Source organism: Paenibacillus ferrarius, assembly GCF_002027705.1.
GTDB classification, from domain to species: Bacteria; Bacillota; Bacilli; order Paenibacillales; family NBRC-103111; genus Paenibacillus_E; species Paenibacillus_E ferrarius.
This window is the reverse complement of the sequence record NZ_MBTG01000014.1, coordinates 124,119-141,856: the sequence shown is the minus strand read 5'-3', so window position 1 is coordinate 141,856 and position 17,738 is coordinate 124,119. Positions and strand designations below refer to the sequence as shown.

At 44.4% G+C, this 17,738-nt stretch carries 9 protein-coding genes and 1 pseudogene; 2 read left to right on the top strand and 8 right to left on the bottom strand.

Annotated elements, in window-relative coordinates; genetic code table 11:
- Positions 1 to 102: 102 nt before the first annotated feature.
- The 3 genes from BC351_RS17095 to BC351_RS17085 all read right to left on the bottom strand — a co-directional run bounded on the left by BC351_RS17095 (position 103) and on the right by BC351_RS17085 (position 3,655).
- Positions 103 to 1,692 carry an extracellular solute-binding protein gene (locus tag BC351_RS17095; RefSeq protein ID WP_079413948.1) on the bottom strand — a complete coding sequence of 530 codons (1,590 nt, stop codon included), beginning with the start codon at positions 1,690 to 1,692 and terminating at the stop codon, positions 103 to 105.
- A 127-nt stretch (positions 1,693 to 1,819) separates the two neighbouring features.
- The gene (locus tag BC351_RS17090; protein WP_425270929.1) at positions 1,820 to 2,692 is read right to left on the bottom strand and encodes a carbohydrate ABC transporter permease; all 873 of its coding nucleotides are present in this window, start codon (positions 2,690 to 2,692) and stop codon (positions 1,820 to 1,822) included.
- 12 nt (positions 2,693 to 2,704) lie between these two features.
- Positions 2,705 to 3,655, bottom strand: coding sequence for an ABC transporter permease (locus BC351_RS17085; RefSeq protein WP_079413947.1), 951 nt, complete (start codon positions 3,653 to 3,655; stop codon positions 2,705 to 2,707).
- A 317-nt stretch (positions 3,656 to 3,972) separates the two neighbouring features.
- Here BC351_RS17085 and BC351_RS17080 point away from each other — a divergent pair, with 317 nt between their 5' ends.
- A complete protein-coding gene (locus tag BC351_RS17080; RefSeq protein WP_079413946.1) occupies positions 3,973 to 5,184 on the top strand; it encodes a chromate transporter in 1,212 nt (403 codons plus the stop codon).
- Between the two features lie 85 nt (positions 5,185 to 5,269).
- On the opposite strand, the gene BC351_RS17075 is transcribed toward BC351_RS17080, so the two are convergent.
- Together BC351_RS17075 and BC351_RS17070 are read right to left on the bottom strand one after the other, a co-directional pair.
- Positions 5,270 to 12,271 (bottom strand): S-layer homology domain-containing protein, encoded by a 7,002-nt coding sequence (locus BC351_RS17075; protein WP_158082121.1) that lies wholly within the window; start codon positions 12,269 to 12,271, stop codon positions 5,270 to 5,272.
- Between the two features lie 233 nt (positions 12,272 to 12,504).
- Positions 12,505 to 13,476, bottom strand: coding sequence for an aldo/keto reductase (locus BC351_RS17070; protein ID WP_079413944.1), 972 nt, complete (start codon positions 13,474 to 13,476; stop codon positions 12,505 to 12,507).
- A gap of 334 nt (positions 13,477 to 13,810) precedes the next feature.
- Here BC351_RS17070 and BC351_RS17060 point away from each other — a divergent pair, with 334 nt between their 5' ends.
- On the top strand, positions 13,811 to 14,239 hold the full coding sequence (locus tag BC351_RS17060) for a MarR family winged helix-turn-helix transcriptional regulator (RefSeq protein ID WP_244209048.1): 429 nt from the start codon (positions 13,811 to 13,813) through the stop codon (positions 14,237 to 14,239).
- Positions 14,240 to 14,518: 279 nt separating this feature from the next.
- Here BC351_RS17060 and BC351_RS17055 read toward each other — a convergent pair whose 3' ends face one another.
- From BC351_RS17055 to BC351_RS17045, 3 genes and pseudogenes are all read right to left on the bottom strand, one after another.
- Positions 14,519 to 15,913, bottom strand: a complete 1,395-nt coding sequence (locus tag BC351_RS17055) for a YcdB/YcdC domain-containing protein (RefSeq protein ID WP_079413942.1) — start codon at positions 15,911 to 15,913, stop codon at positions 14,519 to 14,521.
- 249 nt (positions 15,914 to 16,162) lie between these two features.
- Complete coding sequence (locus BC351_RS17050; protein ID WP_079413941.1) at positions 16,163 to 17,527, bottom strand: hypothetical protein; 1,365 nt, start codon at positions 17,525 to 17,527, stop codon at positions 16,163 to 16,165.
- Between the two features lie 23 nt (positions 17,528 to 17,550).
- Positions 17,551 to 17,689 (bottom strand): annotated as a pseudogene (locus BC351_RS17045) (VOC family protein); the annotation flags it as partial.
- Between the last annotated feature and the right edge of the window lie 49 nt (positions 17,690 to 17,738).

The following is a 17,738-nucleotide window of genomic DNA, read 5'->3' as shown; positions in this document are numbered from 1 at the left end:
GCTGTCAAAGTGGTTGGAGTTCTCATCATAAACCCAATGATTGATAATCATATAAGCCGATGATTGGACAACGGCTTATATGATTTGTAAATGTACTTCGAATTACTTCTTATTTGCTTGCATTGCCTTGTAGATTTTCACATTTTCATCCGTAACAGCCTGCCCGCCTGCTGCCAGGTATTCTGCAACCAACTTATCATACAAAGCATCAAATTCTGAAGGCTTACAGACAATCAGTTTATCCGTCATTAATTTGTTCATATCCCCTAGTGTTTTGCCAAACTTAATATTGGACTCATTTGGCGTATCAAAGAAGAAACTGGTGTACGTATCCGTTGTATTGATTTTGTATGATTTTTCTGCAACATCTTCAAGTCCAGGAGCCGATGCAGCTAAAGCCTTAATATTTTTCTGAGGGTCGCCAAGCTCCACACCATTTACAACCAATGTATAATCAAGATTTAGATAACTCGGTTGCATATTGTCCCCTGTTTGATTAATAACCTGCGGAATCCCATTCACCATCTTGTGGTTAATTCCTTCTTGACCATATTGAAGGAAAAATAAATTTTTCGGGTCGGACATCCAATTTAAGTATTTAATAGCCAGCTCTGCATTTTTACTGGTCTTCGGAATAATGACATTGACGCCATTTTCGTTATATGCGATTTTCTTATATTTGCCTTCGTAATTCTGAAAAATGTCAACGGGTACATAGTTTGCGGTAGGCACATTTGCTTTTAATGGCTGACTGATATTTTGTCTTAACGGATAATCCCAGTTTGCACTGAAAAATCCGATTTTTCCGTTTGTTAGATCAGCATCCGCTTGCTTGGCTGTTTTGTCTAAAGCAAAATCAGGGCTAATTAATTTTTCATTGTAGAGCTTGTTCAGAAACTTCAGCGCATCCTTGTTTCCAGGTCTTAGCCAGCTGTACGGAGCTGTAACAAATTCTTCCTCCGACTGTTTCCCCCAGAAAGATTCACCTAAATTTCCGTAGTTATAATTAAAACCAGTTGCGGCTAATCCCCACGGAATAACGCCACTCACGCCTCCCGGATTTTTATCTCGGAATGCAACTAAAGCATTATATAATTCATCCCTCGTCGTAGGAACAGGCATGTCTAATTTATCGAGCCAATCCTTTCTGATAAACATACCAATCCAGGCCAGTGAAGTTCTTTTCGCGGGAATTGCCATCTGTTTTCCACCAAACAGTCCATAAGAAAGAACGGTCTTACCCAAATAATTCGTTAATTCTTTGCCATGCTTAGCCAATAAATCATTCAATTGAACAATACCATTCACTTTAGCGTATCTGGATACGGTTGGGCTGTCATAAGTAAATGAGATATCGGGTGCCTCACCTGCTGCCATCAATACATTAAGCTTGTCAATTTCTTGAGATCTAGGTACCGTAATAAATTTCACAATTGCATTGTTCTGTTTACCAAAATTATCATTGATATACCTAGTCCACGTATTATTGTTCAGATCTGGCTGTCCCTGTACGCCTCTGTCAAATACTTCAACCGTTAGTGTAACCGGAGGACCTGATGGTGTTGCAGCTGCAGTTGAAGCTGCTGGTGATGCCGATTGGCTTACTTTATTACTGTCGCTTCCACATCCTGCCAAAACACTTATTAATAGTGTCGAAACCGGTAGTAAAGCCACCATTTTTTTAATTTTCATTTTTGTGACCTCTCCTTTATCATTTTTAACAAAAAATCCGACTTTTCCGCAGTGCGCATACAATCGAGAACATTCCTATCCATCCTACCTAATTGGTTCAAAAACCACCACCCTTCAATCTGCCCTATTATCCCTTAATTGCCCCCGTCATGACGCCATCCACGAAATATTTTTGAAGTTTCGGGTAAACAACTAAGATTGGAATGGTTGCAAACATAACACTTGCTGCTTTCAATGACTCAGGAACAATATAAGCCCCAACACTGCCTTCACCTTGCTGGGCATCTAGCTGTTGGTTCGCCGTGATGATTTGGTACAGCTTTAATTGCATCGGATACAGATTCTTATTTGTGATATAAAAAAGCGCATCCTGAAAACCGTTCCATCTGTCCACCGCGTAAAAGAGGCTTAACGTTGCTATAGAAGGCAAAGATAACGGAAGAACAATTCGTACGAGAATCCCAAGTTCATTACAACCGTCAATTGAGGCCGATTCTTCCAAGCTTTCTGGAAGTGATGCAAAAAAGGTTTTTAGAATGATTAAATTGAAAACACTCATAGCGCCTGGCAATATTAAGCTCCACATCGAATTCATCAAATCCAAATTTTTGACAAGCATATAGCTAGGTATTAAACCTCCACTAAAATACATAGTAAATACCAGAACTGTTAAAATAAAGCTTCTTCCCTTTAACCTTTGCTTGGTAAGTGGATACGCTGCACAAATCGTTAAAAACATACAAACTAGTGTATAGACAATGGTCAGCACAATCGTGTACCCAAGTGTATAAATCATTTCAACATCGCTTAGAATCGTTTTGTATGTTTCAAGGGTGAAGCCTACCGGCCAAAGTGTGACCTTCTGAGAAATAATTGCCTCATTCGAGCTAAAAGAAAGCGATATCATATATAAAAATGGAATTAAACAAGTAATTGATACAGCTGATATGAATAAAACAATACTTATATCCGTGAAATTGACTCTTTTTTTTCTACTCAACAAACTCACTCCTTACCAGATTCCCTGCTCACCAATTCTTTTGGCAATGTAATTGGCTGCCACCAAAAAGATTAACCCTACAACCGATTGAAACAGTCCAACGGCTGTTGCCTGCGAAAAATCGCCAGATCCAATTCCAATCCGATACACATAGGTACTGATGACATCGGAGTACTCGCTGACCAGTGAATTCCCCATCACGAATGGCCGATCAAACCCGATCGAGAGCATCCTGCCGATTTGTAAAATTAGCAAAATAATAATCGTAGGCTTAATCCCAGGCAAAGTAATGTGCCATATTTTACGAAGCCTGCTGCATCCATCGATATCTGCCGCCTCATATAATTCCTTATTAATTCCTATGATGGAAGCCAAATAGATAATGGTACCCCATCCAACACTTTGCCATATCCCAATAGCTATATACATGATCAACCAATTTGTTTTTTGAGAAAGAAACTCAATCTTGCCAATCCCGATGCTGGATAGGACCGTATTCGCCATCCCACCTGATGAAAATAGCAGATATACCATACCGCCAATAATGATCCAGGATAAGAAGTGCGGTAAATAGAGAATGGTTTGGGTCACTTTTTTAAATCGGACATACCGGATTTCACTCAACAATATAGCCAGGATGATCGGTGCAGGGAACCCCGCTACCAAATCCAGAAGGTTCAACACAAGCGTATTGGTAAGCGCACGGTAAAAACTATTTTGTTGGAAAATGAATTTGAAGACATCAAGCCCAACCCACTCACTGCCGCTAATTCCCTCGAAAATGTTATAATCCTGAAAGGCCATCAACACGCCATAGATGGGTGCATATCGAAATACGAGGATATACGCCATTGGCAACAGTAAGAGTAGATATAAGAGTGAATCTCTTTTTAAGCTATGCAGCATACTGTTCTTTTTCTTGATTTTGATATTCTCTCTATAGTTTTCTACAACCGCTTTCATTTGTATCGTCCCTCTCTTACTATTTTTAACAAAATAACCTCCTACGAAATAATTTGAGCATAAATCATATAAAGAGATCTCATGTAAAGGATTATACGCTCATGAATTTTTAATAAAATGTAATTTTATAAATTATTTTGGTAATAATTTTATATTTAAAACTTGGGAAATTCTTATCATAAAAGAACATAAAAAATTAACATTTTATATCTTACAATAATAAAAGATAACCGATATTGATTGCTCAAGGCTCTGACTGTGAAAATTCACTGTTAAACTTCACATATATTGAAAATCAACAAATTGGAGAAAATGCTATGGAAACACTTCATGCCATTACACATGGTCTGCCCAAAAGTAAATTACGAGCTCTTTTGGAAGTTTTAGTTGTATCGACAAAATTAGGACTTACTTCTTTCGGAGGTCCAATAGCTCATCTAGGCTATTTTCATAACGAATACATTCGCAAACGTCAGTGGATGGATGAACGAAGCTATGTCGATCTCGTAGCCCTTTGCCAATTTCTTCCTGGTCCAACGAGTAGTCAGGTCGGAATCGGCATTGGCGTTATTCGAGCTGGCTTGCTTGGTGGTCTAATAGCTTGGCTTGGTTTTACGCTTCCTTCGGTTATTGTGCTGGTACTGTTCGCCTTATTGTTGAAGGGGTTCGATATTAGCAGCACTGGATGGATTCATGGATTGAATATTGTCGCCGTGGCCATTGTTGCTCAAGCTATTCTAGGTATGGGGCAAAAACTTATTCCAGATAAAACACGAGCGACCATTGCAATCATCGCGACTTCCATTACCTTACTGTGGCAAACAGCATTAAGCCAAATACTCCTTATTGTAGCAGCTGGTTTACTCGGATTTTGGATGTACCGGAAAGCGAAAGTTCCAGAAGCTCCGATTCTTCCGGTGGCTATCAGTCGCACATTCGCTATTTTTTGTTTGATCCTATTTTTTGCACTATTGCTTGCGCTGCCGCTGCTTCATCAGGTGGATACAACTGGATGGGTTTCGTTTTTCGATAGCTTTTACCGGTCGGGTTCCCTTGTATTTGGCGGAGGTCATGTCGTTTTGCCGCTTATAGAACGGGAAGTGGTACCCACGGGCTTGATCAGCAGAGAAGATTTCCTTGCTGGTTATGGTGCGACCCAGGCAGTACCTGGGCCACTATTTACTTTTGCAGCATATTTAGGAGCAATGGCAAAGGGCATATCTGGTTCTATTGTCGCCACATTAGCTATCTTTTTGCCCGCCTTTTTGCTCATAGTCGGGGCCCTTCCATTCTGGAACTCCCTTCGTAAAAGCTCGCATGTACAGGGTTCATTAATTGGCATAAACACCGCAGTGGTCGGTATCCTGTTAGCCGCGCTGTACAATCCACTGTGGACGACAGCGATTGTGAAACCAGCTGATTTTGCGCTAGCTTCGATTCTGTTTATCATGCTGATCTTCTGGAAATTACCGCCGTGGGTCGTTGTCATAGCCGGTATTGTAGGTGGAATACTCATTGGACTAATATGATTCTCGGATATTGAATGGAATGGAAAAAGAAGACTGCCCCTTAAGTAGATCTAGCTACTTTTTGGAACAGTCTCTTATCCAACATTTATTGACTTCCGTTGCTCCTCTGTGACTTAACCTTTAGCAGAACCGTCACAGCCTCGGCTCTTGTTGCCCGATCTTGCGGCGCGAATTGCCCAGCATCCTTGCCTTGCATGATGCCCGCTTGCTGTACGGCAGCAACGCTGCTTTTTGCCCATAATGGAATGGCTGTATCATCAGCAAAATGAGCTGCTGCATTCGCACCGACTGGCTTACCTAGAGCGCCTGCGATCACCACGGCCATCTCTGCCCGCGTAATCTCAGCGTTCGGACGGAAGCTGCCATCGTCATAGCCATTCATCCACCCTTCTCGCACTGCGAGCGAGATGGCCATCTGTGCCCATGCCCCTATATCCGCGCCATCTGTGAAATTCAGCTTCGCGCCTTCCCCTTGCGGCTTCAGCGTGTTCATCAGCATGACAGCAAATTCCGCACGCGTCACAATACGATTCGGCTTGAACGTACCATCCGGATAACCCGAAACGATGCCATCTTCCACTGCTTGCTTAATCCCTGCCTCTCCCCAGTGTCCAGCTATATCATTAAAATTCGTTGCTGCAACAGCCGCTTGGCCTACTGCAAATACCGCATATTTCGTAAAATGGTTCACAGTTACGGTGATTTGATTCCCATTGATCGTACCTCCAGGAACCTCCACCCACACCTTATGGACTTCGTCAAAATAAAATACGGCTGCTGTTTGGCGGCCTCGCAAACTAGCCTTGTCGAAAGTGAAGGTCAGCATAATCGGTTTACTGAAATTCTCCGTATAGTTTTTCAAAATTTCGAAGATCGGGCTCGCTAGAACTTCTTTATCCGTGACTAGCTGTTGCGTATTCAATACTTTGTCAATCGTAATCTTGAGTTCTTTGGCTGAAGCATCCGCTGGGATCGAGATCATAACCTCTTGGTTCAAACTAACTTCGCCCGATTGACCAATCGCCAATGTCAAAATTCCATCTGTAGAGGTAACAGTCGTGTGAATTGGCGGCGTTGTATAGCTGTCACCTGAGACATCAACTGGTGCGCTGTCATCACGTGTCACAACCGGTGCGCGGTTCACTGTCAATTGATACGTATTCGTCGCCAAACCATCTTCCGATGTTACCTGGATGTTGATCACATTAGCTCCCGCATTTAAGCTAGGTACGGTATAGGCGTATACATTGCCCGTTACAGAAGTAGAATGGTAAGTCACACCCGTAACCGTCAGTGTTTGGTTGGGATTCGCTTTGGTAACGGTCCAAAGAAGACTTGTAACCGTGCTCGCCACATCTACACGATAAACAAGTTCAGACGGCTCAAACGTTAATGCGCCTTGAGCAACAGTCAGACCCGATAGCAAGGCTTCGTTGCTGATCCTTGTGACATGGATCATGTAGGTTCTCATGGTCGTGCCATCCAGTGCGGTTACGTTTACGATAATGGTATTCGTACCTACATCCAAAGGAATTGCTGCGCTCAACTCTCCACTTGCAACGATCGCTCCGTTTACTTTCACACTCGCCATCCCATCTGTCGTCGTTGGCGAAACCTTTAGACTAGCGATACTATTCGGTACACTCAGCATATAGCTCGTTACTGCCACGTCTAACGTTTCGTTCCATGCTCCACTGCTAACACGCAAGCTGCTCAAATCTGAGTTATTGCTTGCTGTTTCCGCAGTTACAATCAGCGTGAATGCTTTACTCTCGCTTGCTGCGCCCTTGCTGATCGTCGCAGTTAACGTTACCGTCGTATTGCCCGCTGTATGTGAAGGACGTGTTACCCTACCCGTCGTGGCGTTAATTGCTGTATGGTTGGATGCCCACATAACTGTCGTTCCGTTAATTCCTGTTGCTGGCAAGCCTACAGTTTGCGTTACACTCGCTGCCCCATCGCTGTCGCCATACGTAATGGCCAGCGCCTGAGTTGCAGCGGTTACCGCTTGTGTATCCGTCTGCTCTACGACTAAACGAGTTGGTAAACTTTCGTTCAACCCTGCATCCGTTGCCGTAATCGTAAGCTGCGTGCCTGCTGCTTGAGCTGCAATCGGCACGGAGTAAGCTCCACTTGCTGCTGCTAGGCTAGTTCCAAGTAAACTTGTCCCTGTTTTCACCCTTACCGTGGAACCAGGCTCTGCTGAACCTGTTACGAAAGTATCTTCCATATTCACTGTGTTCACTAAAGGTGCTGTTGGTGCTGTTACATCGGCTGTTACCGTTACAGTCGCTGTTAAGCTGGCATTGTTTGCTGCATGCTTGGCGATTATCGTAAGCACCTTACCTACAGTTTGAACGGCAATTGGTATGGAGAACGTACCATCTGTCACGACAGCTGTTCCCAATAGGCCTGCACCTGCACTTACCGTTACCCTGGAGCCAGCTTCAGCTGTCCCCGTAATAACAGTATCAGTAGCAGCTACCGCATTTACTTCCAACGGCATTGTTAAAGGGGAGGTGATCGATATGTTGATGGGCTGGCCATCGCTGTCCTTGAATGCCCCAGCAGCAATCTGTAAGGTGTTGCCCGATCCAACCAAGGCATCCTTAAAGTTAATTTCAAGTGTACTCGTGTTAGCCGTAGATGATAGGATCTCAACTGTATCCTCTGCACCTAGCGCTGTGTAGGCTGCCTGGCCTGCTCTTTTAACCGTAATCTTACTCTTCAACGCATCTAAAGTGCCTGCCTGGACGGCATACATATGAAAGTCAAACGTCACTTTATTATGGCTTCTGCCTACGATTGAATTGACTGCACTATCCAGCTGTACTGCTCGGTAGTAACACCTCTTGTACGTGTTTGGCGCAGGATCCATACCACCGAACGCATCCCCACTACATCCAATACCACTGGTAACGACTTTAGACAAATAGCCATAATTAGCTGGTACAGCAGGTGCGCCGATTCCCCAGTATCTCACTTCTTTCGTCCCTGAAAATAGACAATTCCCGTTCTCTGCTGCACAATCTGTCCAAACAAAGTTACCATCTGGTGCAGTGGGCAGCAATGTTAAAGAGGATGTAATCATGATGTTAATTGACAAGCCATTGCTATCCTTGAACGCGCCAGGCGCTATCTGCAGGGTATTGCCGGAACCAACTAACGTATCCTTGAAGTTAATTTCAAGCGTACTCGAGTCAGCTGTCGATGTTAGATTAGCAACCGTATCTTCAGTACCTAGCGCTGAATAGGTCGAGGCGCCTGTTTTTTTAACCGTAATTTTACTCTTCAAATCTGCTAAAGATCCAGCCTGAATGGCATACGTATTAAATGTAAAAGTAACTTTGGTATTGAGTCCGCTTACCACTGTCTTTACGTTATTATCAAGCTGTATATCACGGTAAAAACACCTTTTCGTCGTGCCAAATGCAGGATCAACATTACCGAAAGCAGCCTTTGAACAGGCTGTAGCATCCGTAATAACTAGGGATCTAAAAGCGTAATTAGCGGGTACAGCAGGTGTACCTATTCCCCAATATCTCACTTCTTTCTTACCGGTAAAGATACAAAATTTGCCTTCCTCCGCACAATATGTCCAACCCAAGCTGCCGTCTGGCGCCGCGGGTAACAAAGTGAGAGGTGACGTCACTGGTATGTCGATGGGTTGGCCATTGCTATCCTTAAAGGTTCCCGAAGCGATTTGTATCACATTGTCTGAACCGACTAACGGATCTTTAAAAATAAACTCAAGCGTACTTAACATAGCCGTAGATGTTGGGTTTGTTACTGTATCTTCTGCACCTAACGCTTTATAGGCGGCTTCACCTGTTCGTTTAACTGTAATCTTGCTCTTCAATTCCTCTAAAGTGCCAGCCTGTATGGCATACGTATTAAATGTCATCTTCACTTTATTATTGATCCCGCTAACGACGGTCTTTACTGCACTATCCAGCTGTACGTCACGGTAGTAACATTTTTTGGACGTTCCAGGTGCTGGATCGATACTGCCGAAAGCCGCAATGGAACACGGTGTATAACTCGTAATGATTTGAGAGCTAAAGCCATAATTAGCTGGTATAGCAGGAGTGCCTATTCCCCAGTATCTCACTTCTTTCGTCCCCACAAAGCTGCAATTACCGCCATCCGCAGCACAATTCGTCCAACCCCCGCTGCCGTCCGGACCAAGGCCTAACAATGTTAATGAAGATGTAATCGCTATGTCGATGAGATGGCCATTACTGTCCTTGAATGCCCCAGGTGCTATCTGTATCGTATTCCCTGAACCAACTAGCGTGTCCTTGAAGGTAATTTCAAGCGTACTCGACGTAGCCGTAGATACTTTATTGGCAACTACATCTTCTGGACTTAGAGCAGCAAAGATAGTGTCACCTGTTTTTTTCACGGTGATGTGATTCTTTAATTCTTCTAAAGTGCCCGCCTGTATGGCATACGTAGTAAATGTGAATGTCACTTTATTGTTGCGTCCGCTAACGACGGTCGACACGTTATAATCCAGTTGGACATCCCGGTAGTAACACGCTTTAACAGTTCCATAGGCAGGATCATTATTACCGAAGGCAGCCATAGTACACGCCGTACCACCCGTAATGACTTTAGACCGATAACCATAATTAGGTGCTGGCGTGCCTATCCCCCAATATCTCACTTCTTTCAGCCCTGCAAAACTGCAATTCTCGCCATCCGCAGCACAATACGTCCAACCAGGGCTACCGTCTGGAATAACACCTACGACGTTAGAATTCACCGCTATATCGATAAGCTGGCCATTACTATCTTTGAATGCGTTGGACCCGATCTGGATGGCGTTCTCCGCACCAACTAACGCGTTCTTCAAATTAATTTCGAATGTACTTGAAGCAGCCGTAGAGGTTACATTTGCAACTGTATCCTCGGTATCTAGCGCTGTATAGGCAGAATCACCCGTTTTTTTAATCGATATCTTACTTTTGAAATCTTCTAAAGTGCCAGCTTGAATGGCATATGTGTTAAATGTGACCTTCAGTTTCGTATTACTTCCGCTGATGACTGTCATCACGTTATTATCAAGTTGCACGTCACGGTAGTAACACCTTTTGGCAGATTCAGATGCCGGATCACGATTACCGAAGGACGCGAGGGTACATGCCGTATCATTTGTGCTTATGATAGATTGAAACTTATTAGGTTGGTCAATTGCCCAGAAGCGCACTTCTTTCCTTCCTGTAAAGCTGCAATTCCCATTCTCTACGGCACAAAAAGTCCAACCCAGGCTGCCGTCTGGTGCAGCGTCTATGGCAAGAGGCTCCTTGAGTACAGTAGAGAGCATTAAATCTATTAGCTCACCATTGGTATCCTTGAATGCCTCAGGAGCGATCTTAATGGCGTTTCCCGACCCAACTAGCGGATCCTTAAAGTTAATTTCGAGGGTACTTGAAATAGCCGTAGAGGTTGGATTGGCAACTGTATCCTCAGCGCCTAGTGCTGAATAGGCAGAATCACCTGTTCGTTTAATCATAATTTTACGCTTCAAGTCTTCAGTAGTACCGGCCTGTATGGCGTACATATTAAATGTGAATGTTCCCTTGTTATTGAGTCCGCTAACGATTGTTGTCATTGCACTATCCAGCTGGACATCACGGTAGTAACACCTTTTCGGAGAACCTGGTGCAGGATCATAATTGCCAATAAAGTACGTTTGACATCTCGGACTATCCGTAATATCTCTAAATATATGAGTGATAAAGCCATAATTAGGACCTATCCCCCACAACCTCACTTCTTTCGTCCCTCGAAAAGAACAATTCCCGCCTTCATCACTACAATACGTCCAACCCGGGCTGCCGTCCGGTCCCGTTGGTAATGACGTTATTGAAACGGTTACCGGCAAATTAATCGGTTGGCCATTGCTATCCTTGAAAGCTCCAGGCGCTATTTGTACCGTGTTCTCCGGACCGACTAACGTATCCTTAAATTTGATGACAAGCGTACTCGACGCAGCCGTAGAGGTCAGATTCGCAACCGTATCTTCAGCACCAAGAGCTGTGTAGGCAGCCTCACCTGTTTTTTTCACTGTAATCTTACGCTTTAAATCATCCAGTGTGCCCGTTTGTTTAGCAAAGGTATGAAAGGTCAACGTCGCTTTATTATTAGGTCCGCTCACTGTCGTCGTCACTGCACTATCCAGCTGCACATCACGGTAGTAGCACCGTTTAACGGTTCCAAAAGCAGGATCAATGCCACCGAATGCAGAAACTGCACAATAGGCACTGTCGGTAACAATTCTAGCTACAAAATCATAATCAGCGGGTATAGCCGGAGCACCAGTTCCCCATAATCGCACTTCTTTCGTCCCTGTAAAGTTACAAAAGCCGTAAAGCGCAGAACAATTCGTCCAGCCAAGGCTTCCATCTGGCGCTTCACCTACTACGGAAGAAGTCACCGATATCTCTATCGGATCGCCGTTGCTATCCTGGAATGCCCCCGGAGCAATTTGTATCGTGTTCTCTGAACCAACTAATGCGTCTTTAAAGTTGATTTCAACCGTACTCAACGTCGCTGTAGATGTCGGGTTCGCGACGGTATCTTGGGTGCCTAGAGCTGAATAGGCTGTTTCACCTGTTTTTTTCACTGTAATCTTACTCTTCAAGTCATCTAACGTGCCAGCCTGTATGGCATAAACATGAAACGTAAAGGTCACTTTCTTGTCGTTATCACTAGCCATGGACATCACTTTGCTATCCAGCTGTACATCACGGTAGTAACACCTTTTACTAGTTCCAGGAGCAGGATCACTATAGCCGAAAGCAGCGATTGTGCATAGTGTCCCTCCCGTCAATAATTGAGAAGTAAAGCTATAATTAGCAGGTATTGCAGGGGTGCCGATTCCCCAGAATCGCACTTCTTTGGTCCCTGAAAATGTACAGGCTCCACCCTCTGCAGCACATTGCGTCCAACCATCGCTACCAACTGGTCCGTTGGCTAGCGCAGGCAACGTGAGTAAAGACGAAAATGGCATCGATGAAACTAGCATCAATCCCAGTAATAAACGAATCGTAAACCTTTTCAATAACACCCTCGTGATCATATCTACCTTCACTCCTCTTATCCCTGTACGTCCCTTGTCGCAAACTAAGTTAAGTCTACTACAGCCCAATAAAAGAATAATGAAAGATTCGGTCATAAACAGACAAAAACCGCGTAGCAGAAGGCTTCGCGGTTTTTGTCTGTTTTTAATCGGTAAGGCCTAGTAACATCGCGTCGTATTCTCTAAAATCTAGAAGTGTTCGCCCAAAGAGTCGTTGTGTGCATGTGTCCAATTTATACGAATGGATGCGGGATATAAAGTTCTTCTAAACTCGTAATTTCTTCGGGTGTCAATTTAACCGACAACGCCGAAACCGCATCGTCGAGATGGCTGATCTTAGTTGAGCCGATAATTGGCGCTGTGACCTCTTCCTTTTGCAACAACCATGCAAGTGCAATTTGTGCCCGTGGAATTCCCCGTTCAGCGGCAACTTCCGCCACTCTTTCCGCAACTTTACGATCAGCCTCTTCCGTTTTAACGAATAACCCCTTGGCTACCTGGTCATTCTCGGATCGCGAGGTCTGCTCATTCCAATCCCGGGTTAACCGACCTGCAGCCAAAGGCAGGTATGGCGTGACGCCAACTCCCTCATCTTTGCATAGGGGGAGCATTTCTCTTTCTTCTTCCCGATAAAGCAAGTTAAGTCTATTTTCCATGGAAACGAACCGTGTCCAACCATTGCGCTCCGCGACATGCTGCGCTTTCGCAAACTGCCATGCCAACATGGAGGATGCTCCGATGTATCTTACCTTGCCCGCCTTAACTAAATCGTGGAGGGTCTCCATTGTCTCTTCAATCGGCGTATTAGGATCCCAACGATGGATCTGGTACAGATCCACGTAGTCTGTTCCGAGTCGTCTTAGACTGTTATCCATTTCGGTCATGATGGTTTTACGGGAAAGTCCCATAGCGTTCGGACCTTTGCGCATCGGAACAAAAACCTTTGTGGCAACAACGACTTCGTCACGACGAGCGAAGTCCTTTAATGCACGTCCGAGAATTTCTTCGCTTGTTCCGTCGGAATACATATTGGCGGTACTGAAGAAGTTAACGCCCAATTCTAACGCTTTTTTAATGATCGGTCTGCTTTGATCTTCATTCAATGACCATGGGGTATTGCCGCGTTCAGGTACCCCAAAGCTCATGGTCCCAAGGCTTATTCGCGAAACATCCAAGCCGCTGCGTCCAAGTTTTACATATTCCATTTGATAACACACTCCTCAAGTATATTTGGAAGGTAACCACACCTTCAGGTTGTCTATTGCTCACGTCTCTCATTTGAGAACATACCCGTCGGACCATCCTCGCCAATCAGCGCAAGGCGTACAGGATGACGAGCAGCTTGCTGGACAGTGCCCGTTCCCTCTAAGTTGTTGAGATCTGATGCAGTAAAGCCCGGGCATTACCGCATTGACCTTAATGCCTGTCGACACGAGTTCAATGGCATTGGCGATCGACCTTTAGGTTGACGTGTCAACTTGAATGCATTGTAGCACCTTGCGGTTGACACGTCAACCATGTTATGATGTTTTTATGGATATGAACGAGCTAAACGAAGTTGAAATGCGACTATGGAATATGTGGAAAGGCTCTTTTAAACGAATCTTCGGTCGTGTTGTAAAAGAAATGTCTGAATTCACAGGACTATCCGAGGGTGATTTTGGAGTATTAGACCGGTTAGTCCAATTCGGGAATGGTAAGCTTCGCCAACAGGAATTAGCTGAGTCGATGGACTGGGATAAGAGCCGACTCTCACATCATCTAACGCGGATGGAAAAACGCGGTCTTGTTCTGAGGAAACCACTTGACACAGATCGCGGTGTTCAAGTCATCATTACTTCCGCCGGAAAGTCAGCCTTGGATGAAGCCCTTCCCATAGTCGCAAAGGCAATACGCAAGCATTTTCTAGATCAATTAACCGATCAAGACATTGAGTCGATTACTAAACTAGCAGAAAGAACAAAATAAAATACCTCATTGTCTTGTAAAGCCCCATCCCTTGATCGCTGTTTTGATGTTAAGCACATGGTATAAATTCATTACCATTGACAAGGAACTGTGCCCCTCCGCGAACATAGCGGAGGGGTATGAATTAAAAAAATGACCATCAGCAACTACCGCCTAAGTTTTATGATCCTGCCTTTCGCGACAGCCCTATACAAACAAAGAAACCGTTTCTTGTAAATGTTAGGGACGAGCCCCACTTTTACAAGGAACGGTTTCTTCTTATGTTACAATCTCTACACTTTATTTCTTCTGTTCAATTTGATCCTCCGTAATTACTTCTCCCGTTGAAAAGTGTCTCCACACTGCATCTTTTGCATCCAAAATATAATTGTTGTAGTTGGCTTTACGTGCAAGAGTATACACCAAAACAGGTTTCACCGGATCTTCCGTAATAGTAACTGGGTTTGTCTGAATTATCCCATTTTCCGCTTTGTTAACCAAGTTCAGCGGTGGAGTATAGTAGGTCGGGATTACATCGTACGCTTTCATAAGCATAGATTTTAGCTTTGGTTCATCAAACTGTGGGATGTCCGCCGGCAGCGTGCCGGACAAGGAGTTGATTACTTCGGTAACTTCGCCGGATTGGATATCGATGCCAATGATGACGTATCCGTAATTAACTCCAGATAAATTTGCAGTATAAATCAGCGTGTACCCTGAATCACCCATTCGCGACGGCTGCGTTACAGACGATTCATGGATGGAATACAGCGTTAGCGCGGAAGCCGCTTGCGGTAGCGATTTTCTAAGATAATCGGCTGTTTTTTGCTTAGCCTCCTCCTCGCCTATACGATGTTTGCCCTCTAGTGGACATTCATTATAAAGCGACGTTAGATCGCCGGTGCTCTGTTGGATTTCCGCAGATGATGAGCAGTAATAAGTTCCCATTGGTTTTCTCCAAATGACTTTCCAAAAGGGGCCGCTTAAATTGTTATTGAATCCATCAACTACCTGATAAATAAGCGGATATTCGGCATTTGTCGGAATCACGGCTAGTTCGGTCGCTCTTTTTAATGCTTTCTCTTCACTGTCGACTGGTTGTACGACCTCTTTGTAGGCAGCAGGAAGCTTCGTTTTTTGTTCTTGAGCTGGTTGATTTATGCCACCATCGACTTTTCCGGTAACTGCATCCACCCGCCAATTATTTAATAATATTGCATATTGATAAATGCCTGTTTTCGTTTCGGCTCTGTTTAATTTATCTGGGAAGACGCGAGTGAAGGACGGAGCCAAATGCTCGGCGAACTTCGCGCGTGCCTCTTCCATTGAAATCACGGGTTCGCTTTCTGGAAGCTGAACGTTTTTATCCCACAGAATTTGTTTGTTTATAACGTTCCCGGATTTATCAATGTCAAGATTAATGTAGTTGCCCGGATACCGAATACCGTCAATGGCTCGTAAATAACGAATATTGTAAAAATGCGGTTTTACAAAAGTATTTTCTTGATAATCAACCAATAAGAATTGCTCTTTCGCAAAAGGGTACTCCTTTTCAATATACTGCGTCGCATACTCTTGAACCTGATCGAGCCTGACTTCGGATGATTCGGCTTGCGCCGCCAATACAACATTGCTTGCCACAAGCAGTGTGCATAGGCTGGCCAAAACTAGGCTAGTGCTTCGTCTCTTTTTCATAATTACCTCCACTTATTTGGATACATTCATCATAAGAGTTAGACGAATAAATTTCCATTTTGTTTCATTTATTTCACTTTTTTTTCCAAAAAATATTTTTTTCTCATACATGAACACTTAATGTTTGATCAATGTGGTACTTACTCCTTGATTTACACCAAATTATCCCATTCCCAACACACGACTCGAATTTAAAAACCCTCACCATTCTGGTAAGGGTTTGGTTTTTGCATTAAACATCGGAAGGAATCAGCTCTGCGGGTGATTCGCCTCCTGATTGCTGATGAATGTGTTCATATTCTCCGACTTGATGCCTTCGGCATCCAGCAGTTTTTTTATCCGTTGCAGATGCAAATCGCCAAGTCCGTACAACAGATAACCGTCAGTATTCGCTTTCTTAATATGCTGGAACATGGAGAAATCACGGGCTTTCTCCGCCTTCATGATCTCTGACCCCTCCACGTCATAATCCCCCTTGGCCATATGCCAATTATCGTTAAATGCCTTCTTGTCGGCTGCCGATGCATGCGCTTGTTCCTCTTGAATCTTCGTAGTGGCATAATCCGTCAATTCCCGCACGAACGTAGTAAACAGGTCGCTGCTGCCTGCAGTCCGCATCGCCTCAGCCAAAGGTGCAGCTGAATTGGTATCGCCTTCAAGGCTAGTTGCGGTACTTTTCCACAAATCTTCCTGGGTGGTGTACGCCTGATAGAGGCCCGAATCTTCATCCGCACTTGCGGCAAATCGGATGGCCATACTCAATAATTTCTTTTCGGCTTCCGACCCCATTACCTGATAATCGTATCTAACTTTAAGACCCTGCAAGCCTCTGATGATTTTCGGATAAAAGCTTTCAGCATAATGCGATTTAGTCCCAGGGCCAGAGCCGACGCCACCAAACTTCGCATCGCCAACTGCATCACGCTGACGCATGGTCGCTTTTAGCTCCGGATTGTCGGCAGCTTCAGCAGGATGTTCTGTATATCCTTCATACATGAACTTATCAGTTCCCACAGCTTTGACAACTTCATGCAGTGTGGTGGCCGTATGCTTTTCCCCGATAACCATCAACTCATCCGGAAGACGAATCCATGTATTCGTCTTCTCGACGTAACCGATTTTCTCAGTAGTATTTGCAGCATACTGTGACATCTCATCCTTGCTTTTAAAATAGCGCGACTTGTTATCCCCCATCATCGTTTTCACGTTCCGATCGCCTACACCTTCGCTGCCGCGGCCGGATTTGGTTTTGTTCCTGTAGCCGCTGAATAGCGTATTTTTAATGTAAACCTTGCGCTGAATATCAGCTTGGGAGGCTGTAGGTACTGCTTGAATCGTGCCGGAAGCCACAACCGGCTCAGCAGGCTTCTCGGCAGGCTTGGCTGCCGTCGAATTCTTTTTAAACAGTTCGGCGACCGAGCGATTGCCGATTGTACGCTGCAGATGCATTATCTGCCCCGGGCTCATCGCCTGTGGGTGCTGCGCAGCACGCTGAAGGGCATCGACAGACAAGCGCCCTACTGATACGCTTTCAAGCGTATTCAATGAATTGGAGGCGGTGGCAGTAGGAGCTTTATGCTGAACGGTCTTGCCCGATTGTGGGTGTGTTTGCATCAATACGCCTCCTCCTATATACAAATAGTCTCATTTCCTAATTGGGATTTTATCACAGTCCCATTCCAATTTTCTATCTCAATCTTTAACACTTCACTGTATCATTTTTATAACTTCAAAATTCTTAGTTCTCCAAAATATTCCTCCGAAACCTTTTATCATCGTATCTAACTCTTGTCTGTCATCAATTTTTTTGTAGAAAGGCATATTT

Bases quoted from the DNA above. Each gene is read 5' to 3' on its own strand.
- BC351_RS17055 (WP_079413942.1), bottom strand. From the start codon at position 15,913: ATGAAAAAGAGACGAAGCACTAGCCTAGTTTTGGCCAGCCTATGCACA.
- BC351_RS17070 (WP_079413944.1), bottom strand. From the start codon at position 13,476: ATGGAATATGTAAAACTTGGACGCAGCGGCTTGGATGTTTCGCGAATA.
- BC351_RS17075 (WP_158082121.1), bottom strand. From the start codon at position 12,271: ATGATCACGAGGGTGTTATTGAAAAGGTTTACGATTCGTTTATTACTG.
- BC351_RS17085 (WP_079413947.1), bottom strand. From the start codon at position 3,655: ATGAAAGCGGTTGTAGAAAACTATAGAGAGAATATCAAAATCAAGAAA.
- BC351_RS17060 (WP_244209048.1), top strand. From the start codon at position 13,811: ATGAACGAGCTAAACGAAGTTGAAATGCGACTATGGAATATGTGGAAA.
- BC351_RS17050 (WP_079413941.1), bottom strand. From the start codon at position 17,527: ATGCAAACACACCCACAATCGGGCAAGACCGTTCAGCATAAAGCTCCT.
- BC351_RS17095 (WP_079413948.1), bottom strand. From the start codon at position 1,692: ATGAAAATTAAAAAAATGGTGGCTTTACTACCGGTTTCGACACTATTA.
- BC351_RS17080 (WP_079413946.1), top strand. From the start codon at position 3,973: ATGGAAACACTTCATGCCATTACACATGGTCTGCCCAAAAGTAAATTA.